Source organism: Parageobacillus sp. KH3-4, assembly GCF_022846435.1.
Classification (GTDB): domain Bacteria; phylum Bacillota; class Bacilli; order Bacillales; family Anoxybacillaceae; genus Parageobacillus; species Parageobacillus thermoglucosidasius_A.
The window spans coordinates 2,698,994-2,723,422 of record NZ_AP025627.1; the positions used below are offsets into that span (position 1 = coordinate 2,698,994).

General features: G+C 45.0%; 26 protein-coding genes and 1 other annotated feature. All 26 genes read right to left on the minus strand.

Annotation, left to right across the window (positions count from 1 at the left end; all coding sequences use genetic code 11):
* Nucleotides 1-54: 54 nt before the first annotated feature.
* The 26 genes from pyrR to MWM02_RS13690 all read right to left on the minus strand — a co-directional run bounded on the left by pyrR (nt 55) and on the right by MWM02_RS13690 (nt 24,338).
* Complete coding sequence (pyrR, locus tag MWM02_RS13565; RefSeq protein ID WP_064551097.1) at nt 55-594, minus strand: bifunctional pyr operon transcriptional regulator/uracil phosphoribosyltransferase PyrR; 540 nt, start codon at nt 592-594, stop codon at nt 55-57.
* A 182-nt stretch (nt 595-776) separates the two neighbouring features.
* Entirely contained in the window at nt 777-1,691 is a 915-nt protein-coding gene (locus MWM02_RS13570; RefSeq protein WP_064551098.1) for an RluA family pseudouridine synthase, read from the minus strand.
* Nucleotides 1,691-2,155: a signal peptidase II gene (lspA, locus tag MWM02_RS13575; RefSeq protein WP_244402232.1), complete on the minus strand. Its 465-nt coding sequence runs from the start codon at nt 2,153-2,155 to the stop codon at nt 1,691-1,693. Before lspA ends, MWM02_RS13570 begins: the two co-directional genes overlap by 1 nt.
* 218 nt (nt 2,156-2,373) lie before the next feature.
* Nucleotides 2,374-5,145, minus strand: coding sequence for an isoleucine--tRNA ligase (gene ileS, locus MWM02_RS13580; RefSeq protein ID WP_064551100.1), 2,772 nt, complete (start codon nt 5,143-5,145; stop codon nt 2,374-2,376).
* 105 nt (nt 5,146-5,250) lie between these two features.
* Nucleotides 5,251-5,468: a binding site (T-box leader), on the minus strand.
* Between the two features lie 46 nt (nt 5,469-5,514).
* Nucleotides 5,515-6,027 carry a DivIVA domain-containing protein gene (locus MWM02_RS13585; protein WP_198401558.1) on the minus strand — a complete coding sequence of 171 codons (513 nt, stop codon included), beginning with the start codon at nt 6,025-6,027 and terminating at the stop codon, nt 5,515-5,517.
* A 75-nt stretch (nt 6,028-6,102) separates the two neighbouring features.
* Nucleotides 6,103-6,876: a YlmH family RNA-binding protein gene (locus tag MWM02_RS13590; RefSeq protein ID WP_064551103.1), complete on the minus strand. Its 774-nt coding sequence runs from the start codon at nt 6,874-6,876 to the stop codon at nt 6,103-6,105.
* Nucleotides 6,877-6,925: 49 nt separating this feature from the next.
* On the minus strand, nt 6,926-7,195 hold the full coding sequence (locus tag MWM02_RS13595; protein WP_244402233.1) for a YggT family protein: 270 nt from the start codon (nt 7,193-7,195) through the stop codon (nt 6,926-6,928).
* Nucleotides 7,196-7,201: 6 nt separating this feature from the next.
* Nucleotides 7,202-7,627 carry a cell division protein SepF gene (locus MWM02_RS13600; RefSeq protein WP_244402234.1) on the minus strand — a complete coding sequence of 142 codons (426 nt, stop codon included), beginning with the start codon at nt 7,625-7,627 and terminating at the stop codon, nt 7,202-7,204.
* Between the two features lie 12 nt (nt 7,628-7,639).
* Complete coding sequence (locus MWM02_RS13605; RefSeq protein ID WP_244402235.1) at nt 7,640-8,317, minus strand: YggS family pyridoxal phosphate-dependent enzyme; 678 nt, start codon at nt 8,315-8,317, stop codon at nt 7,640-7,642.
* A gap of 3 nt (nt 8,318-8,320) precedes the next feature.
* Nucleotides 8,321-9,139, minus strand: a complete 819-nt coding sequence (pgeF, locus tag MWM02_RS13610) for a peptidoglycan editing factor PgeF (RefSeq protein ID WP_244402236.1) — start codon at nt 9,137-9,139, stop codon at nt 8,321-8,323.
* 83 nt (nt 9,140-9,222) lie between these two features.
* A complete protein-coding gene (locus tag MWM02_RS13615) occupies nt 9,223-9,465 on the minus strand; it encodes a YlmC/YmxH family sporulation protein (RefSeq protein WP_064551108.1) in 243 nt (80 codons plus the stop codon).
* A gap of 90 nt (nt 9,466-9,555) precedes the next feature.
* A complete protein-coding gene (gene sigG, locus MWM02_RS13620; RefSeq protein ID WP_064551289.1) occupies nt 9,556-10,335 on the minus strand; it encodes an RNA polymerase sporulation sigma factor SigG in 780 nt (259 codons plus the stop codon).
* 120 nt (nt 10,336-10,455) lie between these two features.
* Nucleotides 10,456-11,175 (minus strand): RNA polymerase sporulation sigma factor SigE, encoded by a 720-nt coding sequence (sigE, locus tag MWM02_RS13625; protein ID WP_064551109.1) that lies wholly within the window; start codon nt 11,173-11,175, stop codon nt 10,456-10,458.
* A 51-nt stretch (nt 11,176-11,226) separates the two neighbouring features.
* Nucleotides 11,227-12,153, minus strand: coding sequence for a sigma-E processing peptidase SpoIIGA (gene spoIIGA / locus MWM02_RS13630; RefSeq protein WP_244402237.1), 927 nt, complete (start codon nt 12,151-12,153; stop codon nt 11,227-11,229).
* A gap of 261 nt (nt 12,154-12,414) precedes the next feature.
* Nucleotides 12,415-13,548, minus strand: coding sequence for a cell division protein FtsZ (ftsZ, locus tag MWM02_RS13635; RefSeq protein WP_064551111.1), 1,134 nt, complete (start codon nt 13,546-13,548; stop codon nt 12,415-12,417).
* Nucleotides 13,549-13,573: 25 nt separating this feature from the next.
* Entirely contained in the window at nt 13,574-14,848 is a 1,275-nt protein-coding gene (ftsA, locus tag MWM02_RS13640) for a cell division protein FtsA (protein ID WP_064551112.1), read from the minus strand.
* Between the two features lie 267 nt (nt 14,849-15,115).
* The gene (locus tag MWM02_RS13645) at nt 15,116-15,478 is read right to left on the minus strand and encodes a small basic family protein (RefSeq protein WP_064551113.1); all 363 of its coding nucleotides are present in this window, start codon (nt 15,476-15,478) and stop codon (nt 15,116-15,118) included.
* A gap of 1 nt (nt 15,479) precedes the next feature.
* Entirely contained in the window at nt 15,480-16,199 is a 720-nt protein-coding gene (locus MWM02_RS13650) for a DUF881 domain-containing protein (protein WP_081260232.1), read from the minus strand.
* 31 nt (nt 16,200-16,230) lie between these two features.
* On the minus strand, nt 16,231-16,938 hold the full coding sequence (locus tag MWM02_RS13655; RefSeq protein WP_064551114.1) for a DUF881 domain-containing protein: 708 nt from the start codon (nt 16,936-16,938) through the stop codon (nt 16,231-16,233).
* The gene (locus MWM02_RS13660; RefSeq protein ID WP_064551115.1) at nt 16,931-17,710 is read right to left on the minus strand and encodes a cell division protein FtsQ/DivIB; all 780 of its coding nucleotides are present in this window, start codon (nt 17,708-17,710) and stop codon (nt 16,931-16,933) included. Before MWM02_RS13660 ends, MWM02_RS13655 begins: the two co-directional genes overlap by 8 nt.
* 136 nt (nt 17,711-17,846) lie before the next feature.
* The gene (gene murB / locus MWM02_RS13665; protein ID WP_064551116.1) at nt 17,847-18,758 is read right to left on the minus strand and encodes a UDP-N-acetylmuramate dehydrogenase; all 912 of its coding nucleotides are present in this window, start codon (nt 18,756-18,758) and stop codon (nt 17,847-17,849) included.
* Nucleotides 18,759-18,964: 206 nt separating this feature from the next.
* Entirely contained in the window at nt 18,965-20,065 is a 1,101-nt protein-coding gene (gene spoVE / locus MWM02_RS13670) for a stage V sporulation protein E (protein WP_064551117.1), read from the minus strand.
* 36 nt (nt 20,066-20,101) lie between these two features.
* Nucleotides 20,102-21,457: a UDP-N-acetylmuramoyl-L-alanine--D-glutamate ligase gene (murD, locus tag MWM02_RS13675; RefSeq protein WP_064551118.1), complete on the minus strand. Its 1,356-nt coding sequence runs from the start codon at nt 21,455-21,457 to the stop codon at nt 20,102-20,104.
* A complete protein-coding gene (mraY, locus tag MWM02_RS13680; protein ID WP_064551119.1) occupies nt 21,458-22,432 on the minus strand; it encodes a phospho-N-acetylmuramoyl-pentapeptide-transferase in 975 nt (324 codons plus the stop codon).
* On the minus strand, nt 22,426-22,872 hold the full coding sequence (locus MWM02_RS13685) for a hypothetical protein (RefSeq protein ID WP_064551120.1): 447 nt from the start codon (nt 22,870-22,872) through the stop codon (nt 22,426-22,428). The genes mraY and MWM02_RS13685 overlap by 7 nt, the downstream gene beginning before the upstream one ends.
* Nucleotides 22,866-24,338 carry a UDP-N-acetylmuramoyl-L-alanyl-D-glutamate--2,6-diaminopimelate ligase gene (locus tag MWM02_RS13690; RefSeq protein WP_064551121.1) on the minus strand — a complete coding sequence of 491 codons (1,473 nt, stop codon included), beginning with the start codon at nt 24,336-24,338 and terminating at the stop codon, nt 22,866-22,868. The genes MWM02_RS13685 and MWM02_RS13690 overlap by 7 nt, the downstream gene beginning before the upstream one ends.
* Between the last annotated feature and the right edge of the window lie 91 nt (nt 24,339-24,429).

Here is a 24,429-nt window from a genome sequence, read left to right on the forward strand (position 1 = left end):
ATCCTTTCTGTCCCTTTTGCAGCCTCTCGGGACTGCGCTTAAAAGGGAATGCGTTTATTTTTCGTGAATGCTGACTTGATCGAGTTCATCGACTTCCGTCAGTTCAACGACAATCAATTCAGAGCTTGCTGTCGGAATGTTCTTGCCGACGAAATCAGCGCGAATCGGCAGTTCGCGATGGCCGCGATCGACAAGCACCGCGAGCTGAATTTGCGCCGGGCGCCCAAGGTCCATCACCGCATCCATCGCCGCGCGAACCGTTCGTCCGGTAAACAACACATCATCCGTTAATATTACTTTTTTATTTGTCACATCGAACGGTACATTCGTTCCTTTCACAAGCGGTTCACGGTCGATCGTTTTTACTGTCAAATCATCGCGGTACAGCGTAATATCCAATTCACCGACAGGAATCGCTTTGCCTTCAATTTGTTCAATCCGCTCGGCTAGCCGTTGTGCTAAATAAATGCCGCGCGTTTTAATGCCAATAAGCACACAGTCGTCAATGCCTTTGTTTCGTTCGAGAATTTCGTGGGCAATCCGCGTCAATGCGCGGCGGATCGCCTGTTCATCCATCACGATCGCCTTTTGCATGCCGTTTCACCTCCATAAAAAATCCTCTCGCCCTAGAAGCGAGAGGAACCGTTTAAACGCGCAAAACAAGGCATACAATGCCTTACCTCATCTATTTGATCCGACCCCTTCTCAGCCTCACAGGACTGAACTTAAAGGTTCTTATTCACTTGCTCTCATTGTACGTTTTCTTTGTCTAATTGTCAATCACCTTTTCGCAACAATTGCAAAAGCCGCTCAAACTCAGGCGGCAATGGCGCTTCAAACTCCAAATATTCACCTGTGCGCGGATGGATAAACCCTAGCACTCCCGCGTGTAAAGCCTGCCCGTCGATCGGCAATGTCTTTTTCGGTCCATATTGCGGGTCGCCCGCTAACGGATAGCCGATGTATTTCATATGCACGCGAATTTGGTGTGTTCTTCCTGTTTCCAATTGACATTCGATAAATGTGTATTGGCGAAAACGCTCTAACACACGGAAATGAGTGACCGCCTCTTTTCCGTTTTCTTCGGTGACCGCCATTTTTTTACGGTCCCGTTTATCACGGCCGATCGGCGCGTCAATCGTGCCATAATCGTGCGGAATCACCCCGTGAACAATCGCTTTATATTTGCGCGTCACCGTTTTTTTCACAAGCTGATCGACAAGCGCCTGATGCGCCATATCGTTTTTGGCGACCATCAATAGCCCCGATGTATCTTTGTCAATCCGATGCACAATGCCCGGCCGAAGAACGCCGTTAATTCCTGATAAATCATGGCAATGCGCGAGCAAAGCGTTAACGAGCGTGCCGCGCATATGCCCGGGAGCCGGGTGCACGACCATGCCGCGCGGTTTATTGACAACGAGAACATCGGCATCCTCGTAATAAATATCTAACGGAATATTTTCCGGCTCGACATAAAGCGGCTCCGGCTCAGGGAGGCGAACGACGACAATATCGCCGGCGGAGCACTTGTAATTGGCTTTGACATGCTGATCGTTAACGGTGACAAGCTGATCTTTTATCCACTGCTGCACTTTCGAACGCGACCAGTCTTCATTTAGCGCAGCAATCACTTTATCAATTCGCTCATTGTCATATTCCTCATCAATATGAAACTGAACGACATCCATCACTGACTCTCCTTTTCTTTCGTTCCGGCAAAAAACGTTTTAATAAAGACAAGCGCCACTCCAATGCAAAGTGCGGAGTCAGCGATATTAAACACCGGAAAACTATATGTACCAATATAAACATGAATAAAATCGACGACCTCTTTGCGAAAAAATCGATCAATAAAGTTGCCAAGCGCGCCCCCAAGCATAAGGCCGAGAGCAATTCCATACATCCGCTCTCCGCGCGGCAACCGCTGAATATAAATGACTAATCCGACAGCAACAATGACGGTAATCAAATAAAACAGCCAAAACTGCCCTTGCAAAATCCCCCACGCCGCGCCGCGGTTGCGATGGGATGTAATATAAAGCACGTCCGAAATAATTGGAATGCTTTCGCCAAGCCGCATATACTTTACAACAAGCCATTTCGTCCACTGGTCGATAACGATGACAGCGAGCGCAATGATATAGTATACCACAATACTACCTCCACTCAACAGTATGCTTAATGAATTGTAGCACAATCGGACAATGACAGACAATGATGAGTACAACCAACTAAGCAAAGTTTTCAACCGTCAGCGGCAAAACAGCTGGTGCACGCCAAGGAACTCCCATATCCTTTCTCTCCGAAAATCACCAATATAAAAAACGGCGGGACTTACCGAAATCGATAGTCCCGCGCACAGATAATACGTTATGCCGAATAATGTTCTTTCACGATGTGGGCGCAGCGAGGGCATAATGTCGGATGGTCGGAATCTTTGCCCACTTCCGGCGTCACCACCCAGCAGCGCTCGCACGTTTTCCCTTCCGCTTGTTTAACGATAATCGCCACATTCGCGAATTTTTGCGCATCTTCTGGAGCTTTTTCATAGTCATCTGCGATCGTAAACTCAGATACGATAAATAACTGTTTGACATCTTCTTCAATCGATGCAAGCAATTGTCGCACTTCTTTTGTCGGATATACCGTAACGCTTGCATTTAGCGATTTGCCGATCACTTTTTCATTGCGCGCCACTTCCAACGCTTTTAACACATCATCGCGCAAGCTCATAAACGCATCCCATTTTGCCACTAGCGCCCCTTCGCCGTCAATGTTAATTGCTTCCGGCATGTCAACAAGCTGAACGCTTTCTTCTTTTTCTTTCCGGTTTGGAATATGCTCCCATACTTCCTCTGCGGTATGCGGCAAAATCGGCGCCACAAGCTTCGTTAACGCGACAACCGTTTCGTACAATACCGTCTGAATCGAACGGCGCGCGCGGTCGTTTGGCGCTTCGATATACAAAATATCTTTTGCGAAGTCTAAATAGAAAGCACTTAAATCAACGGTGCAGAAATTGTTCACATCGTGATAAATGGACGCGAAATCGTACGTTTCATAAGCGTGTTTTACTTTTTCAATCAAACGGTTTAGTTTTACGAGCATGTAGCGGTCGACTTCGCGCAATTCGTTAACTGGAACCGCATCTGTCTCTGGGTTAAAGTCGAACAAGTTTCCAAGCATAAATCGGAATGTATTGCGGATTTTCCGATATACTTCCGCGACTTGTTTTAAAATGCTGTCGGAAATGCGAACGTCCGCTTGATAATCGACGGAAGCCACCCATAAGCGCAAAATGTCGGCGCCGAGCTGTTCCATCACCTTCGCCGGCACGACGACATTGCCGAGCGATTTGCTCATTTTCCGGCCTTCTCCATCAAGGACAAATCCGTGGCTCAATACCGCTTTATACGGCGCTTTTCCGGTAACAGCGACGGCGGTTGAAAGCGAGGAGTTAAACCAGCCGCGATATTGGTCGGAACCTTCTAAATATAAATCAGCCGGACGGCGTAAATCGTCGCGTTCTACGAGCACTGCCTGATGGGAAGATCCGGAATCAAACCATACGTCCATAATGTCTGTTTCTTTCGTGAAAATGCCGTTCGGGCTCGATGGGTGTGTAAATCCTTCCGGCAATAAGTCTTTCGCCTCGCGCTCAAACCAAACGTTCGAGCCGTATTGACGGAACAAGTTAGACACATGTTCAATCGTTTCGTCCGTAATAATCGGTTCGCCGTTTTCCCCATAAAAGACTGGGATCGGTACCCCCCACGCGCGCTGGCGGGAAATGCACCAGTCGCCGCGGTCGCGGATCATATTATGGATGCGGATTTCGCCCCATTCCGGAATCCATTTTGTTTCTTTAATGGCTTGGAGCAGTTCGCCACGAATTTTATCGATCGATGCAAACCATTGTGTCGTAGCGCGGAAAATCGTCGGCTTTTTCGTGCGCCAGTCATGCGGATACGAGTGAGTGATAAAACCAAGCTTCAAAAGCGCGCCGACTTCTTCTAGCTTTTTCGTAATCGCTTTGTTCGCTTCATCGTAAAACATTCCTTCAAAGCCTGGTGCTTCGCTTGTCATATAGCCGCGTTCATCGACTGGACACAACACATCCAAGCCGTATTTTTGTCCGACAATAAAGTCGTCCTCCCCGTGTCCAGGCGCGGTATGAACGCATCCTGTTCCGGCGTCTGTCGTAACATGTTCGCCGCAAACAACTAAAGAATCGCGGTCATAAAACGGATGTTTTGCCACAACGTATTCTAAGTCTTTTCCTTTGATCGTTTTCACAACTGTTACGTCGTCCCAGCCGATTTCTTTCGCAACAGATTCTAATAACGCAGCCGCAACGACATATTTAGCACCATTTGTTTCAACAACTTGATAATCAAGGTCTGGATGGACGGCAATCGCCAAGTTCGCCGGAATCGTCCACGGTGTTGTCGTCCAGATCACGATTTTTTCGTCCCCGTCAAGCACTCCTTTCCCGTCCTTCACTGGGAATGCGACATAAATGGAAGGTGAACGTTTATCTTTATACTCAATTTCCGCTTCCGCCAATGCCGATTCGCTCGATGGGGACCAATATACCGGCTTCAGGCCTTTATAAATCAGCCCTTTTTTCGCCATCTCGCCAAACACTTTAATTTGTTGCGCCTCATATTCACGTTTCAGCGTAATATACGGGTTTTCCCAATCGCCGCGCACGCCAAGGCGCTTAAATTGCTCGCGCTGGTTATTGATTTGTTCATACGCGTATTGTTCACAAAGCTTTCGAAATTCCGCGACGCTCATCGATTTTCGGTCAACGCCTTTTTTCGCGAGCGCGGTTTCGATCGGAAGGCCATGCGTATCCCATCCAGGAACGTATGGAGCGCAATAACCGCTCATTGATTTATAGCGGACGATGATATCTTTTAAAATTTTGTTTAACGCGTGCCCCATATGAATGTCGCCGTTCGCATACGGCGGTCCGTCATGCAGCACAAACAGCGGGCGGCCTTTTGTCCGTTCTTGCACTTTGCGATAAATGTCCATTTCTTCCCATTTTTTTTGAATTTGCGGCTCGCGCTTCGGCAAGTTTCCGCGCATTGGAAATTCAGTGCGTGGCATTAACAGCGTTTCTTTATAATCCATGCTCATTCCTCCCATCCTTTTTTATTCATAAATGGAATAGACAAATTTTTTAACAAAAAATGAAAATTGAGAGACAGCAAAAACGTAAAAAACCGCTCTCTCCCAAAAAGGGACGAGAACGGTCTCGCGGTACCACCCTTATTGGCTATGTATGCCATAGCCCACTCTGCATTCGTAACGTGAATGACTCGCCATTGCCTACTCTTTCGTTCAGCATGGAACTCCAGGGTGATCTTCACTCTTTCGCTTATGCCAGGCTTCCACCATCCCCGGCTCGCTGAAATAAGCGGTGAAAGAGCTACTGTCCCCTTCATCGTTAACAGCTATGTTCATTTTATTCGATATTATATGCAAAAGATCCGGCTGTCGTCAAGATTGAGAGAGCTCTTCCTTTTCCTCTGTTTCCACGTTAGGCGCTTCATATTCCATTAAATCATCCCAATCGCTGTTATTCAACATTTCTAGCTGCGCCTCAACGAGCATGCGAAAACGCGTGCGAAACACTTTCGATTGCCGCTTTAACTCTTCGATTTCGAGAGCGATTTTCCGCGATTTCGCGAGCGCTTCGCTGATGATGCGCTCCGCGTTTTTCTCCGCTTCCTTAATGATCAGCTTTGCCTCTTTTTGCGCGTTCCGCTTCACTTCTTCCGCCGTTTCTTGGGCGACTAAAATCGATTTGTTTAATGTTTCTTCAATATTCGTAAAGTAATTTAGCTTTTCTGTCAATTCCGCTACCTTTTCCTCCAGCTGCTTTTTTTCGCGAATCACCATTTCATAATCTTTAATAACTTGATCAAGAAATTCGTTCACTTCATCTTCATCATAGCCACGAAAACCTCGGCTAAATTCTTTATTATGAATATCTAATGGCGTTAAAGGCACAATGGCCACCTCCGTCTGCATAATTCCTTTTCCATATCATTCGACATTTTTCTATTAATTCCTGCAGTCATTTGATTATTTTTGGATTCCAACGCGAATGCGCCACCTATCCTTTTTTGTTTTTCCGTCAATCGCTATAATTTTGCAGCGTCCAAACCCGCGCGCGGAAAGAACGTCTCCCTGTCGGCATTCAAAATGTGCATGCTCGACGATTTTCCAATTAACTTTTACAAATCCATTTTCAATGAATGACTGAATTTTTTGCCGCGATGCATGAAACGCTTGTGATAATATCGCATCTAGCCTTAATGACGAAACGGTAATCGTTGTATCTCGCCAATTTTCTTCTAATTCGATTATGTCCGTCAACGGCTTTTTTTCTATAGAAACATTCGCTTTGCCAATCGCGTGCAAATGCAAACGAATATAGTCAGCCACTTCGTTTGCTGCCAAAAATTGAATTTGCTCATCTTTCATTAAAATATCACCAAATTTGCCGCGCCTCAACCCGAGCGACATGAGCGCCCCTAGCACTTGGCGATGCCCGATCGTTACAAACTTGCTCGGATAACGGATCTCAAATAAAGCAATTTCATAATCTTCTTCCGAAGGTTGAAAATACGGCGGATATAATAGCGCCCGCTTGCGTTCCGTAAACGGCGCTCCGCCAAAAAATGAAAAATGCACTTCCTCGTCACGGCCAATGACGCTTTGCACAATTTGCTGCTCGCGTGGATCTAAAAAATCGGTAAGCTTCGGCGCGTATTGTCTCTTTACCGTTTCCTGCCACTCTAATACTTGATCAATAAAATGATGTTCTTCTTTGCGAAAATGCTGATATATTTCCATCGCTTACACCTAACTTTCATGAAAGAAAGGAACCCTAATAACGGATTCCTTACACTAAATTGAACATATCAAAAAGAGCGTACAATCCTTTTGTCGCAAAGCGAAGCACTAAAAAGGCGACAATCGGAGAAACGTCAATCATTCCGATTGGCGGAATAATGCGGCGAAACGGTTCTAAATACGGCTCACAAATCGCTGCCAGCATCTGCCCGATTTTCGTATCACGCGCATTGGGAAACCATGACATCAAAATGTAAATAATGAGCGCATACGTATAAATTTGAATCAATGTCGTCAAAAACCATAGCAAACTATCCATAAACCATTACCACCTCTTCATTGGCGTATCAACGTCACTGTCGATGGAAATCGAACCAGTCACGTCTACGTTATCTGGAGTGCACAAAAAAATTTTCGTGCCAACTTGCTGAATATCTCCTCCAATCGCGTATACGGTACCGCTTAAAAAATCGACGATGCGTTTCGCTTGGTCATGTTGAATTCGTTGCAAATTCACAACTACTGCGCGGCGATTTTTTAGATGGTCAGCGATTTCTTGCGCTTCCGCATACGCTCTTGGTTCAATTAACACCACTTTGGACGATTTGTGCACGCTTTGCAAACTCACCACATTGGATTTCGCATTTTCCTTTGCCATTTCTTGAGTTTCTTCCTCTTCCTCATACTCTTCTTCATATTCGTCATAATCTTCCTCTAAAAAATAATCTTTGAACTTTTTGATTAATCCCATTGATTTCACCTCCTAAAATTCTTTTCCGACAAGCGATGTGCCGAGCCGAATAAAAGTTGCGCCTTCTTCAATGGCAATCACGTAATCGTTGGACATGCCCATCGACAGCTCCGTGCATGGAGCATTTGGAATGTGCAATGCTTGTACATTTTCTTGCAACAATTTTAATTGGCGAAAGCACGCACGTAAAACGGATTCATCATCCGTATAAGGCGCCATCGTCATTAAGCCGATTACTTCAATACGAGAAAAATCTCGCAGCTGCTCAATAAACGGAATCACTTCCTCTTTTGCTAACCCATGTTTCGTCGCTTCGCCGGATACGTTCACTTGGACAAAACATTTCATCCGCTTCGTTGCTCGTTTTTCGATTTCTTTCGCAAGCGACATTCGATCAAGAGAATGAATATAATCGACTTTATCAATAATATTTTTCACTTTGCGTGATTGCAGCGTACCAATAAAATGCCATGTCGGCTCGTTCCCTAACGCTGCGTATTTTTGTAGCAACCCATCATCACGATTTTCTCCCAAATCGGTAATGCCAGCTTCTAACGCCTCTTTCGCCCGTTCTACACTCACATATTTCGTAACGGCAACAATGCGAATGTCGGCAGGGTGGCGCCCCACGCGTTGACACGCTGCTTCAATGTTTTCGCGAATGATTGCTAAATTGTCGCGGACCGTCATCGTTCATTCCCCCTTCCTGCCGATAAACGCCATCATTCTTCCTGTTTTTCCTTGATCACGGCGATGGGAAAAAAACAAATGATCAGCGCAACTCGTACAATACCCGGAAACATCAATGTGTTCTTCACGAATTCCTGCCTTTATCAGTAATACTTTATTCAGCTCTTTTAAATCAAGGGCATATTGTCCTATGCTCACTTGCTTATAAGGAGCCTGCTCACCATCCAAAACATGGTCGACGCACGTGATGACGCGATCATCGACGATATAGCAGCAAGCGCCAATCGCCGGACCGATCGCCACGTATATGTCATCAAAAGGAATATGTTCACGCTCATGCCAAAGGCGAACCATTTCTCCCGCAATGTTTTTTACCGTCCCCCTCCAGCCGGCATGAGCAAGACCTATCATGCCATGTTTCGGTGCCATAAAATAAAGCGGAACACAATCAGCAAAACATAAAGCAAGCAACAATCCGGCTTCTTTTGTATACAAGCCGTCCGTTCCGGCAATAGCCGACTCGTAATCGGTTGCTCCTTTCCCACTTTGACTGCTCGTCACCTTCTCAACGCGAGCATCATGTATTTGTTCGCAACATACCCATCGGTCCAACGGAAATTGAAGCAGATCCGCCAGCCGCTGTCGATTGCGGCGAACAGAAGAAACTTCATCATCAATATGCAGCCCTAAATTGAACGTCGCAAACTCCCCTTTGCTAACGCCTCCGTGTTTTGTCGTAAATCCAGCGACAAGACTAGGAAACGAACGGCGTCCTCGCAACAACAGCACTTCTTTTTCCACTTGTTGAAAAATGTCTAACATTTTCGTCAACCTCATGTTTTTGTTGGTTTTTATCACTTTTTTTCCTATTTTATCATAGTTTTCTTCAACGTGATAATCATTATTTATTCACTTTCATGTAATCGTACTAAAATGACATCCGCGCCAACTTTGACGATATTTTGCCACGGAATCACCGTTTCCTCTTCCCTGCCAAACAAGCCGAGCACCTTTCCCGCCCCCAAGATGATCAGCGATTGTATTTGCCCTGTCTGCAAGTCAATATCTATGTCACCGATGTTTCCTAATTTTTTCCCATTTGCAACGTTTACAACGTCTTTTGTTTGAAATTCGGAAATTCTCATCATCCAACATCCCCCGCTTTTTTCTCTTACCATCACTATATGAATCTGCCTAGTAGCTTATGTAAAAAAGAAAAGAGCCGTAACGAACAGCTCTTATACTTGAATGTTTTTGTTCATTTGGCGTATTGCCGCTTTTTCCAGCCGCGATACTTGCGCTTGGGAAATTCCGATTTCTTCAGCAACTTCCATTTGCGTTTTTCCTTGAAAAAAACGCTTGCGGATGATCATTTTTTCCCGTTCGTTCAAACGGCGCAGCCCTTCTTTTAGGGCGATTTCTTCAATCCATTGGCTATCGCAACTGCGTTCATCGCTTAATTGGTCCATCACATAAATTGGATCGCCGCCATCGTTATAAATCGGTTCAAATAACGAAACAGGATCTTGAATCGCATCTAAAGCAAACACCACTTCTTCATGGGGAATTCCAAGCACGTTGGCAATTTCTTCGGTCGTCGGCTCTTTCGCCGCCTCCCCCATTAATTTTTCACGCACTTGCAGCGCTTTATAGGCAATGTCACGAAGCGAGCGGGAAACGCGAATCGGATTGTTGTCGCGCAAATATCTGCGGATCTCTCCAATAATCATTGGCACCGCATACGTAGAAAATTTCACATTTTGGCTTAAATCAAAGTTATCAATAGATTTCATAAGTCCGATACAACCAACTTGAAACAAATCATCCACAAACTCACCGCGATTGTTAAACCGCTGGATCACACTTAATACGAGACGTAAATTTCCATTTACTAACTTTTCCCTTGCCTCTAAATCCCCTTCATGCATTCGTTTGAATAGTTCTCTCATTTCTTCGTTTTTTAGTACTGGAAGCTTTGAGGTGTCTACTCCGCAAATCTCCACTTTGTTTCTTGTCAAGTCTTTCCCTCCCATCAGGAGATGCTGAATCGTCAGTTTTCAGTATCTCCTCTGGAAGAAAAAATATGCACGCTTGTCTAAAGCACATAAAAAACGGCAATGAAGCCATCGCCGTTATTTTTACATCATTTTGTTGAACTCTTTGCGAAGCCGCTTAATAATTCGCTTTTCTAGCCGAGATATGTAAGATTGCGATATGCCAAGCAAATCGGCAACGTCTTTTTGCGTTTTTTCTTCTCCTCCAGAAAGTCCAAAGCGAAGTTCCATAATTTGTTTTTCACGATCGCTCAGCTGGCGTAACGCCTTGAACAAAAGGTTCCTGTCGACGTCCGCCTCCAAATCTTTCGTAATCACGTCGTCTTCCGTTCCAAGCACATCCGACAGCAATAGCTCATTTCCATCCCAATCAATATTTAAAGGCTCATCAAACGATACTTCCGCGCGGACTTTATTATTTCGGCGCAAATGCATTAATATTTCGTTTTCAATGCAGCGGGAAGCATAGGTGGCCAGTTTAATTTTTTTTTCCGGATTAAACGTGTTTACTGCTTTAATCAATCCGATCGTTCCAATGCTAATCAAATCTTCGATGTTAATCCCTGTATTCTCGAATTTACGCGCAATATATACAACAAGCCGTAAATTACGCTCAATAAGCAGTGACCGTGCAGTTTCATCCCCAGATGAAAGCTTTTTGATCAGCATTTCTTCTTCTTCTTTCGTCAACGGCGGCGGCAGCGCCTCACTCCCGCCGATATAATACAATTCATCCATTTTCATTCCCAGTTTTTTTAACAGCTTATACAAGAAATAAGTGATGCGAAGTTTCCACTTTTTCATGAAAATCCCCCTTCTAAATTAGCAAATGATGAGTATGATATAGTAACAAGTTTATGAAGCGGTGATTCGCTTTCCCATTTGCACCATTTTCGGATGCACAATACACTCGTATTCTCCATCGACAGATAAGTTGGTTTCGTTTAATCCAACAAGCCCTTTTTCCACTTCCAACCATTGTTGTTCGTAAAACAGCATAATGCGGTCCGGCTTAATCGCCACTAAAAATCGCTGCTCGCTCCCAACAACACGATATGGAACGATGCGAAATCGATGCGCCCACTTTTCCAATTGCGCTTGATGGAGCCAATCCATCGATGTTTCAAACGGAATATGTCTCGCTAATTCCTCCGGCAAAACTTCCTTTACTTTATCCGTCTCCACGATCATAACGGGCGCTTTGGCCAGCGGATCATACAGCTGGTTTCCGCTATCGATGAGCCCTTTTAGTTGAAGCGGCACACCATCAAACACAATAAGAACGTCGATAATGTGTTCAAACCGCAACTTTTTTTCGCGAATCCCGTTGATACGTGCCCGCGAAAAAATCCATAACGCTGGAAATCCTAATAGAACAAACATCCAACTGACCGGATCCCCCACACCAAGTGAATGTGTCGTCAGCACACCATCATGAATATTTATTTGCTGTTGCAAAAAATAATGAACAGCAATCATCCCTCCTCCGACCATAAATGTCGCAAAATAAAAGGCAAATAAGTTCTCTAAAAAATACTGTATTCGTCTAAATCCAAACGCAACGAAAACGATAAGAAACGAGAACATGATTTTGCTTACCGGATGCTGAACATACGTCGAAAACGGCGTAAACATCATAACGACAAGAAATGCGCCAATGAACGCTCCAAGCAATACTCGCCACCACACGACATCCCGCTTTAACATAATCGCTGTCAGCCAAAGCAATAAACTGTCAAAACAAACGTTTAATAACCAAACCACATCCAAATAAACGGCCAACGAAACAGCCTCCTTCTCCCACAACAACACGAAACAATTTCTGAAAATAGTATATAGTACATCTTATTGGAAAGTCTGTCAATTTATGATGATGAAAAGCAGAAACTTTTGTCAAAGAAACAAGAAAAGCGGAAGGCGCCTGCCTAACCACGCCGGGCAAATGTCCTTCGGCCACAGAGATCCGCCCCGAAAAGTTGGCTAGAATCCAACTAATAAAAAAAGAAAAAGAGCACGAACCATGAAAGATTCGCGCTCTTTCGCTTAGCGGCGGCGATTGCGATTGCGAAGAAAAGCAGGAATGTCAAGCGGATCTTCAACTTGTGCGGAACGCAGCGCTGCATAATCTTGTACAGGTTCTTCGCGCTTTTCCCGTTTAGGAGCCGCCGTTATTTTCGGAATCGTGCCAAATCCAGTGCGGGATGGACGCGATTGCGACGACTCATTTTCGTTAAATCCAGTCGCAATAACCGTTACAATAATTTCATCTTTTAAGTTTTCGTTAATGACTGATCCAAAAATCATATTCACATCTTGGTCAGACGCAGATGCGACAATATCAGCAGCTTCCTGTACTTCGTAAAGGCTTAAATTCGTGCCGCCGGTAATGTTCATTAACACACCTTGCGCTCCATCAATCGACGTTTCTAACAGTGGGCTAGAAATAGCTTTTTTGGCCGCTTCTGCCGCACGGTTTTCCCCGCTTGCAATTCCGATGCCCATCAGCGCAGAGCCCTTGTTGGACATAATTGTTTTCACATCGGCAAAGTCCAAGTTAATAAGCCCTGGCACTGCGATTAAGTCAGAAATGCCTTGTACTCCTTGACGCAGAACGTTATCCGCTTCACGGAACGCCTCGAGCATCGGTGTATTTTTGTCAACAATTTCCAACAAGCGGTCGTTTGGAATGACAATCAGTGTATCGACCGCTTCTTTCATAGCGGCGATTCCGTTTGCCGCCTGCGTCGCCCGTTTTCGTCCTTCAAACGTGAATGGACGAGTCACAACACCAACCGTCAACGCCCCTAATTCACGGGCGATTTGCGCAATAACTGGAGCAGCGCCAGTTCCTGTTCCACCGCCCATTCCCGCCGTAACGAACACCATATCGGCGCCTTTCAGCGCTTCTTCAATTTGCTCCTTGCTCTCTTCTGCCGCTTTTTTTCCCACTTCCGGGTTCGCGCCTGCCCCCAGGCCACGCGTTAATTTTGCGCCAATTTGCAGCTTTATTGGTGCTTTCGACAGATTTAACGCTTGCGCGTCTGTATTCACCGCAATAAACTCAACACCTTGCACACCGTGTTCAATCATCCGATTGACGGCGTTGTTGCCGCCGCCGCCAACTCCAATCACCTTAATTGTTGCCAATTGATCAACTGTAGTGTCAAACTCCAACATGACTAAATCCTCCCAAATTCAATCTCTATTCAAAGAAATAACCGAAAAACTTTTTCATTTTTTTTCCAAAAGTCGCTTCTTTCTTTTTTTGTTTCGGCTGTTGTTGTTTTTGCGGACGTTTTTCCATCGGCTCCACAACGGATGCAGCGACAGGAACCGTTTTTCCTTGCAGCGCTGCTTGACGATAGGCAAATTTGATCAGCCCGACTCCTGTCGTATATTGCGGATCGCGCACCCCTATATAATCAGGCATGGCAATGCGAACACTGCTTCCTAATACGACATGAGCTAACTCCAATATCCCGGGCATGTTCGCTACTCCGCCAGTTAGCACATAGCCGCCTGGCAAATCGCGAAATCCCAGCTTACGAATTTCATGTTGAACCATTTGAAAAATTTCTTCTAGTCTCGCCTCAATAATATCGGCAATTTCCAGCTGGCTAAACTGCTGATGTTGATCAGTGCCGATGATCGGAACATCGAACACTTCTTCTTCAGAAGCAAGATCATAAAAAGCGTGTCCATGTTTCAGTTTAATTTTTTCTGCATCTTCCGTCGACGTTCGGAGCCCGATCGACAAGTCTTTGGTAATATGATCGCCTCCAACGGGCAAAACGGAAGTTGCCTGCAAAAAACCTTGTTCAAAGATGGCGATGGTCGTGGAACCGCCGCCGATGTCGACTAAAGCCACTCCCAAATTTTTTTCATCATCTGACAGCGCAATGGAACCAGCAGCTAGCGGCTGCAGGCAAATATCGCTTATTTCCAGCCCGGCTCTTTCCACGCAACGAAGCAAGTTATGTAAAACCGTTTTCGCGCCGGTAATAATCGTTCCTTCCATTTCGAGACGAACGCCGAGCATTCCCCGCGGATCGTTAATCCCGTCTAATCCATCAACGATAAACTGCCGCGGGATTACGCCAATAATTTCCCGATCCGGAGGAATCGATACAACTTGTGCAGCGTCCATCACACGCGCAACGTCTTCATCGGTGATTTCGCGGTTTTCGCTGGAAACAGCGACAATGCCGTGGCAATCTTGAAGCTGCACATGATTGCCAGTCACACCGACAATGACCCGGCGAATCGTCAAGCCGACCATCCGTTCCGCCTGTTCAACCGCTCTTTTGATCGATTGCACCGTTTTATCTATGTCAACGATGGCCCCTTTTTTCAGCCCTTCTGATTTTACATTTCCCACTCCAATAATGTTGAGTGACTCGTTTAACATTTCTCCGATTATGACTTTGACGCTGGATGTGCCAATGTCAAGACTAACGACGATTTCATTGCTGCTCATTTCTTGGTACCTGCCTACTAAAATCGTATATTTACCGCTTTTCTAAAATCAACAATCCAGCTTTACATCCATTTTTGCGGTTTATTACACATTTTAGATTTTAGTAAGCAGTGACACCTCCTTTAGCTGAATTTATACATTCCGACTGACAGCTACATTAAAATCTATAACAGAACGTTCGCTTATCACCGGCAATCGTTTATATAAAAGACGATCAATCATTTTACTCATATATTCAACATTTGAAGAAACTTTCCTTTTTTCCAATTAACTTTTTTCACGGTTTCGTCGCCTTTCCATCCATTCGGCAAGAAGGAGGCGGCGAATAACGGCAATATTTTGAAAAAGGCGTATCCCGAATGCAAACACAGCTGCTAAATACAAGTCTACACCAAGATGAACACCAAGAAAAGCTAAAGATGCCGCCAAAATAATGTTAAAAAAGAATCCTGTTATAAATACTATTTCGTCATATGTTTGCTGTAAATGAGCGCGGATGCCACCAATTAATGTATCAAATGCAGCGAGGATTGCAATAGATAAATAGTTGGAATATTCATCAGGGACGCGCAAATCGGTCAACAGTCCTATGATTAAACCAGCCAATAAGCCGATGAGCGGAAGCCACATATTACTTTTCCTCCTTTTCGGCTATTGCCGCTTCCATATATTTCACGCTCCCGTTTTTTTCAGACGGCGGAACAACGACCGATGCTAACGGTTTCGAAACAATGAGCTGCAAATTTTCAACGACGAAATCATCACGAATGGTCGATACGTTTAGCCGGTTATATAGCATCTCCGCATCGTCAGCGATTACCTTTACTTCAATCGGCAACGAAGAAATTTTGCTATCTCCGATTTTCGTCGCGCCGTTAACGTCGCGAATCGCCGTCGTGTTTGTAATCCGCTCTCCGGCAACAGCAATTTCTTTCGCTCCATACATGTTTAGCTCATTAATAAGCCGCTGCAACAGCTCTGGCGAAACCGTTTCTGTGATTGGACCTGTGTAGCGATCTGGATAAAACGATTGAATCGTTAAAACAAGGCCCGCTCCTTTGACTTCCGTCAATCCGGCCTCTTTCTGCAATTCGCTTACTGTTTCCCGCAAGACCGCTTCTTTCCGAGCGGATTGCCTTTGCTGATAGCTTCGCATCTTTTCTTCGTACTTTTCAATGTCTGACAAAAGCTGCCGCTGCAGCTGCTGTTCTTTTTCCAAATCAGCGCGCAACTCCCAAATATCACGTGTGTCGCGGACTTTAGGGTGCGATGTCGTGTGAAGTTGAACTGCTAGCATAAATCCAAAAATTGCCGTAATGCAAGTAAAATATATCGTTTTTTTCCGTTCCAATCATCTCACCATTCTTTCCATCCAAGACCATCTATTTATGATTAGTGTGAAAGACTGGATCTAACACGATTTCATCTTTGTTAACAATCTTTACTATTATGTTATCTTGAACAAGCAGATCCTTTACCCCACCGGGAATGTTCAACGCGGAAGCGAGAACCGTCGGATTGCCGATTGCGGAAATGACAAAAGGAGCGGCATGTTGCGTACCGTCCACTTCAATCACAGGACCGTTGCAAACGATATACGAACGGTGGGAAATTCGCTGACCATTAATCGCTATTGCTTCCGCACCGGAAATAAGCAGCTCGTGTATAACCTTAAAGACGTGTTGTTCGTGCACCATGTAGTCTGTGGCGCTTTGTTCAGAAGGAATATAGGAGGCATCGGATAACGTTATTTCAATTCCTTTTCCTTTCACTTTTGACTCTCCGACGTACATTCGTAGCTTTTCCGCCTCTTCTGCCAAATCTGTATACGCTGTCCGTTCGTCCGCCAACGTTTTTTCCATTTCGGCAACTTTGTCTTGTTTTTGCACTAATTCATTTTTTAGTTGACGATTTTCTTTTTGTATTTGAATCAATTGCTTCCGGTATTCATATTCCTTCTGCCACTGCCGGTCGGTGATATCTCGCTTTGCTGTTTCGTTTTTTGTATATTGATAAGAAAACGAAAGCATAAATCCCAGTATGAAACAGATAAAAGCGAGGATGACACGATTACCTTTCCGTTTAGCCATTGTCATCCTCCTTTTTCGGCTGTTTATAGGCGGTAAAATAATTGCTGACTTCTAGATGGATTACCCCTTTTACGTTTGGATCTAATTGCTGGACGATGGAGGGATACAATGACATTTTATCGGCAAAGTTTTGCACGTTCGCGCTCACTTCAAAACCATCGTTCATATAAACAGTAACATGATAACGGTTATCGTCGCTCGGTGTGTAATGAATTTCAGAAATGGCATTTAATATCGATGGGGGAAGCTGCGCCAATTGTCCCGCGATTTCTTGAATGTCCTCTCCTTTTTTCCAATTGATTAAAATCGGCGCATCGCTTGGCGCGGTTTTGGATGTACGTTTCTTCAGAATGTAACCATTCTCCAAAAGCGGGAAAAATGTTTGCTCGTCATAAATATAAGCAATTCTCCGTCGCTCGTTCACGTGGATGGTGATCGTATTCGGGAAATGTTTTTCCAATGCTACGCTCTTCACTTCCGGATGTTTCTCAATATTCCGTCGAACTTCGTCTTCCTTTACTTTCCAAAAACTTGTCCGCTTTGTGATGCCGCTTAATTGTATTACTTGTTTCTCGGAAAGATGGCGATTCCCATTTACTTGAATATGACGGACATAGCTTAACGGCGATTGAAAATAAATGATACATAAAATGAGAAGAAAAAAGAAAGAAATATACGCGATTAAACGACGATTGGCTTTTTGCCTCCGCCGTTCTTTTAATTTCGGCACCCGTTCTTCAAGAACAACGATTTTTCCTTTTTCCAAAGCCATTCACCGCTTTCCGAATAAACTCGAAAGCACGTTTATAAAAACAAACGGCACCCTGATGCCGTTATATTTCTATGTTCATAACATGGACAAACATGTTCGATCGTATCAATAATATTGTAAAATAGAGAGCTAGATTTTACAACTTCCGGCCAATAATTTCTACTTCTGTCTGCAAATGAATACCATACAATTCGTGAATCGTTTTTTTCACGAAGCGAATTAAGTCCAGCACGTCTTTTGCCTTCGCTTTCCCTGTATTAACGATAAAATTGGCATGCTGTTCAGAAATTTTTGCGCCGCCAATGGTATACCCCTTTAAACCAGCCTCCTCGATCAGCTTTCCGGCGTGTTGCGGTAAAGGATTGCGAAAAATGCTGCCCGCGCAAGGTTTGTCCCACGGCTGCGTCTTGCGGCGATAGTCTTTGTTTTCCCGCATTTTTGCCACAATTTCCTCACGGTTCCCGGAAGCAAGCCGGAGTTCAGCCGCTATGCAAATTCCACGCCGCTTTGTTTGCAACACAGAAGTGCGATACGCAAATTCCATTTCCTCGTTCGTCAGCCATTCCATTGTCCCGTCTGGAAATAAAATTAGCGCCCTTTTTACGATTTGCGACATATCGGAACCGTGCGCCCCTGCATTCATATACACCGCTCCGCCAACCGAACCAGGAATCCCGCCGGCAAATTCCAATCCGGATAACCCTTGCTTGCTCATTAACGTGGCAAGGCGCACTAATGAATATCCTCCGCCGACCGTCACGGTTTCCCCGGCAACATGCAATTCATCCAATCCTTCGTCCATTTTGATGACAACCCCTTCGACCCCTTCGTCAGAAACAAGCAAATTGGAACCGCGACCAATTGCACGCCACGGCACTTCATACTTTTTTACAATCGCCATCGCTTTTTTCAAACTTTCTATGCTGTATGGTTCAATTAAGACATCCGCAGGACCGCCGACTTTCATTGTCGTATGGTTCGCTAAAGGCTCCCGCTCCTTTACTTTTCCAACATTAGCATTTACCAATTCCTTTATCATTGTCTTCATCGCTCCCATCTCCTTTCCATAACCGCCTATGTATATACAATATGCTTATTTCACTTCGACGTCACCGTTACGTATGTCATGAACAAAATGAGAGGGTGTCCCTCTAAGTCTGATTAGAGAGATACCCTTCTCCAGATCAACGAAACTTGATTACGACTTTTCCCTTACAAAGACTTTTGCGCAGTCAGCAGAATCAGCAGAGGCGACTAATATCTCGCGTGTTTGCTAATATTCAGCAAAACGCCAATCGCCATTAACATCAATGTCAGCGACGAGCCGCCGTAGCTTAAAAACGGTAATGTAATTCCCGTTACCGGCATTAATCCCGTAACAACCCCGATATTAATCATCACTTGAATCGCCACCATACAAATAATGCCGATAGCGAGAAAACTCCCGTACAGATCCGGTGCGCCAAGAGCGATGCGCACTCCGCGCCAAAGCAGCAAGCTAAATAAAAGCAACACAAGCGACCCGCCAATAAACCCAAGCTCCTCTGCCAAAATCGCAAAAATAAAGTCCGTTTGCGGCTCAGGCAAATAAAAAAACTTTTGCCGGCTTTGTCCCAATCCTAAGCCAAACAAACCGCCAGGACCAATCGCATACAGCGATTGAATAATTTGAAACCCGCTTCCGAGCGGGTCTTCCCAAGGATTTAAAAACGAAGTGATCCGCTTCATTCGGTACGGTGCTGACAAAACAAGCGCAGCAAATCCTGCCAGTCCAAGCACTCCTAACCCGATAAAGTGACTGACGCGCGCGCCAGCGACAAAAATCATGGCAATGCACGTGCCGACCATTACTGTGCCAGTTCCTAAGTCCGGCTGAAGCATGATCATTCCAAACGCAATAAACAGAAGCGTCAAGGCAGGAAGCAATCCGCGTTTAAACGAGGTAATATTTTTTTGGTTTTCCGATAAATATTTCGCCAAAAAGGCGATCATGGCGAGTTTCATAAATTCTGACGGCTGAATGGAAAACGCGCCGACACCAATCCAGCTGCGCGATCCGTTGCGAACCATCCCAACTCCGGGGATTAATACAAGAACAAGCAAGACGAAACATACGATCATAAGCGCTTTTGACCAATCACGCCACGTCCAATAATCGATATTCATAATAACGAACATCGCAATGATTCCCACGCCAGCGAACAAAAGCTGCCGCTTCGCGAAGAAAAACGAATCGTGAAACCTATATTCCGCCCAAATCGCGCTGGCACTATACACCATAATAAGCCCAATTGCCAACAGTGAAAACGTAAGGATAATCAGCAAAAAATCAGGCGTAGACTTTTTCCGCGGCAATGCCCAACACCTCTGCTTTTTTAATGTCCTTCCTCCCTATTTCAACTTATGCACGGCGTTGATAAAAATGTCCCCTCTCTGTTCAAAAGTTTTATATTGATCCCAGCTCGCGCATGCCGGCGATAGCAAAATGACGTCACCCGGTTCGGACAATCGATAGGCAACCGGCACGGCTTTTTCCACATTATCGACATATTCGATCGTTTCTATTCCCGCCTGTTTAGCGACGCGGGCGATTTTTGCCGCCGTTTGTCCAAACAATATGACCGCCTTTACGTTTCGCAAATAAGGAAGAAGGTCATCAAATTCATTGCCGCGGTCTAGCCCGCCTGCCAAAAGGATGACAGAATCTTTTTCAAAAGCGGACAGCGCTTTTTGTGTCGCAAGAATATTTGTTGCTTTCGAATCATTGAAAAACTTTCTCCCGTCAATCGTAGCGATGTATTGAAGCCGGTGCTTCACTCCCGTAAACGTCGTCAAAACCCGAGCGATCGCTTTATTGTCTACGCCTGTTAATTTGGCGACAGCAACAGCCGCCAATATATTTTCTAAATTATGTTTTCCAGGAAGCACAATATCGGAAATAGCAATCACTGCTTCGTCGTTCCAATAAATCCAACCATCTTTTATATAAGCGCCACGGTCCAATATTTTCGTTGCGGAAAAAATGACTTTTTGCGCACAGGAATTCTCGGCAAGCCGCATAACAAGCCCATCGTCGGCATTGACAACCGCATAGTCTTCGTTTGTCTGGTTTTTAAAAATATTCGCCTTTGCCTGCGCGTAAGCTTCTTTTGTTCCATGGTAATCTAGATGCGCATCGAAAATGTTTAATAAAACGGAAATGTGCGGACGAAAATCGCGAATTCCTGCTAACTGAAAAGAGGAAAGTTCAGTTACAAGCCAATTGTTTGCTTCCGCTTTTTGCGCCACTTCACAGGCGGCCACTCCGATGTTTCCAGCAAGCAGCGGGCGTTTTTCCCCTTCGCGCAACATTTCATAAATTAATGTCGTTGTTGTTGTTTTTCCATTAGAACCGGTGATTCCGATAAATGGAGCTTCCGAAATATGGTACGCTAACTCCACTTCCGTGATCACCGGTAATTCTTTTTCGATTGCTTTTTTGACCATTGGATTTGTATATGGAATACCAGGATTTTTCACGACAAAATCAAACGGCTCATCCAAGAGCTCAAGAGGATGTCCGCCGCAAATCACCCGAATTCCCAATTGTTCTAACCGTTGCGCTTCCTCATTTTCTTCAAACGGCTTTCGATCGTTTACCGTGACGATCGCTCCAAGCTCGTGAAGCAGTTTCGCTGCGGAAAATCCGCTTTTCGCTAAACCGATGACTAACACTCGTCGTTGTTGATAAAAAGCTGTCTGTTTCAATTAGATCCACACCTCGATATAGATTCCTAGCATTGCAAATAATAAGCCGACCGTCCAGAACGTGACGACAACGCGCCACTCCGACCAGCCGAGCAACTCGTAATGATGATGCAACGGGCTCATGCGAAATACACGTTTTCCCGTTGTCTTAAATGAAATGACTTGAATAATGACGGACAACGTTTCAATTACAAATACGCCGCCAATAATAACAAGCAATATTTCCAGCTTCGTTAAAATGGCCACAGTCGCGATCGCCCCGCCTAACGCAAGCGACCCGGTATCACCCATAAACACTTTCGCCGGATGGGCATTAAAGACTAAAAATCCTAGTACCGCCCCAACAACGGAGACACAAAAAATAGAAATGTCGTATTGGCCTTGGTTCCAGGCAAGAACCGCATAAGCGCCGAATGCAATGGCCGCCGTCCCAGCCAATAAGCCGTCAAGTCCGTCGGTTAAATTGACCGCATTCGAACCGCCGACAAGCATAAAAATAAGCAATAACACATAGCCCAAACCAAGATTAATAGAAAGATCTGTCCCCGGAATATGCAAAGCAGTGGAAAAACCATTGCGCTGATACACAAAGTAAAAAACAATGGCAATGATTAGCTGCCCAATGAACTTTTGCTTGCTCGTCAAACCAAGATTCCGCTTCATCACCACTTTAATAAAATCATCTAAAAAGCCAAGCAACCCATAACCAATCGTCACAAACAGCAGTAAATACGTTTCAACGGAAAGACTCGCAAACTTTTTCGTCATCCAAATCGTTGTCGCGACGATGGAAAGTAAAATCATAATACCTCCCATCGTCGGGGTGCCCGACTTTTTTTGATGCGATTTCGGCCCTTCTTCCCGTATGCTTTGCCCGAATTTTAACCGTCTTAAAAACGGAATAAAAATCGGCGATAGTATAACAGTAATCAAAAATGAAAGAACAATGGCAAAAACAATGACTTGCTCTAGCATGATCGGTCACATCCTTCTTGTCCTTGAGCGCGTATCCATTTCTGTTGCAGCCGTTTGAGAGCATCCAGCACCGCTATATCATATGAACGATTTTGTTCATTATGCGAAGAAATAGTAAGGTGAAACGTTGTCTTTTCCAATTGCCCATACGTATACATATCTAAAAGCTCTTCTAACGTTTGAAGCGGCGATGAAACAAAAAAGATCGGAAATTGATTTGGAATATAGCGCGGCAATGCCTCGCCTTCCTGCCAAAGTGCGGCGATCGCTCCATGTTCGATCGCGATTTTTAACGTTTCCGTCCCACGCCCTAGCGGAACGAACAGCCCTTTCGGCGCATGCTCGTAAGGATCCACAAACACATGGCGGAATGTAATCGCATCATCGACAATTCCGCGAACGTCTTTGCATAGCCGCTTCACCATTTCATATGTCAGCATGTCTTCTTCCGCTCCTTAATCGCTTCCCTAGCAACAAGGCGGTCATCAAAAGCAATGACACGATCGCCGATGATCTGGTACGTTTCATGTCCTTTACCCGCGATTAAAACAACGTCGCCTTCTTCCGCTTGTTCAATCGCATAATAAATCGCCTCCTTGCGATCGACAATCGTCACATAACACTCGCCGGGAACGCCTGCCTCCATGTCACGCAAAATTTGCTCGGGCTCTTCGGAACGCGGGTTGTCAGAAGTGAAAATGGCCACATCGGCGTATTTGACCGCCACTTGTGCCATCAGCGGCCGTTTTGTACGGTCTCGGTCGCCGCCGCAGCCAACAACCACATAAACTTTTTTCCGGGCAAATTGCCGAACCGTTTTTAAGACGTTTTCCAAACTATCTGGCGTATGGGCATAATCAACAATTACTGTAAAGTTTTGCCCTTCATCGACGGTTTCAAACCGTCCAGCAACCCCGGAAATTTCTTCAATCGCCTCCACAATAACAGGAAATGGGATCCCCGATACAAGGCAGGCGGAAACAGCTGCAAGTAAATTATATACGTTAAACAATCCAATCAACTTTGTTTTTACGCGAGCCGCGCCGTGCGGTGTAATGAGATCAAACGTCATTCCGTTCGGGACGATGTCAATCCGCTTTGCCATAATATCGCTGTCTGTTTTTATTCCGTATGTAATTACGGTTGCAGCCGTCATATGCTTATAATATTGTGAAGCAGGATCGTCATTGTTTAACACCGCAAACTTTGGCCGCCCATGGTCATAACGATTTCCAAGCTGGGCAAACAGCAGCCCTTTCGCATTGCGATATTCTTCCATCGTCCCATGGTAGTCGAGATGATCTTGCGTTAAATTGGTAAACACGGCAACATCATAGTCACAACCGTGCACGCGCCCCATATGAAGGGCATGTGAAGACACTTCCATGATGGCAACGTCGACTCCTTCATCCACCATCTGCTTAAACGTCCGCTGCAACAGCAACGATTCGGGCGTCGTATTTTGCGTTGGATATGCGTCATCGCCAATTTTAATATGTACCGTCCCGATTAACCCTGTTTTTTTATTTGCCTTTCTCGCGATCTGCTCTATTATATGAGTCGTTGTCGTTTTTCCATTTGTGCCCGTAACGCCGATTAAGTGCAATCGATGGGTCGGCTGGCCGTAAAACGCATCGGCAAGCATCGCCATCGCACGCCGGCTATCGCGAACGACAATCACAGGCACATCTACATCGAGAGGCCGTTCGGCAATGATCGCCACAGCCCCATTTTCCACTGCCTGTTTCGCAAAATCGTGTCCATCAACGGTAAACCCTTTGATGCAAATAAACAATGCCCCTTTTTTTACTTGTCGCGAATCCATTTCAATGGAAGTAACCGTCGGGTTTTCGCCGACGTACGCTGTAAAATCATGCAAATACGAAAGCAGCGTCTGCAGCTTCACTCTTATTCATCCTTTCGCTTCATAGTTCTCAATTAAAAACAAAACAACCAAAAGCGGAAAAAAGGGGCGAGATATAGATGACAACCTACAC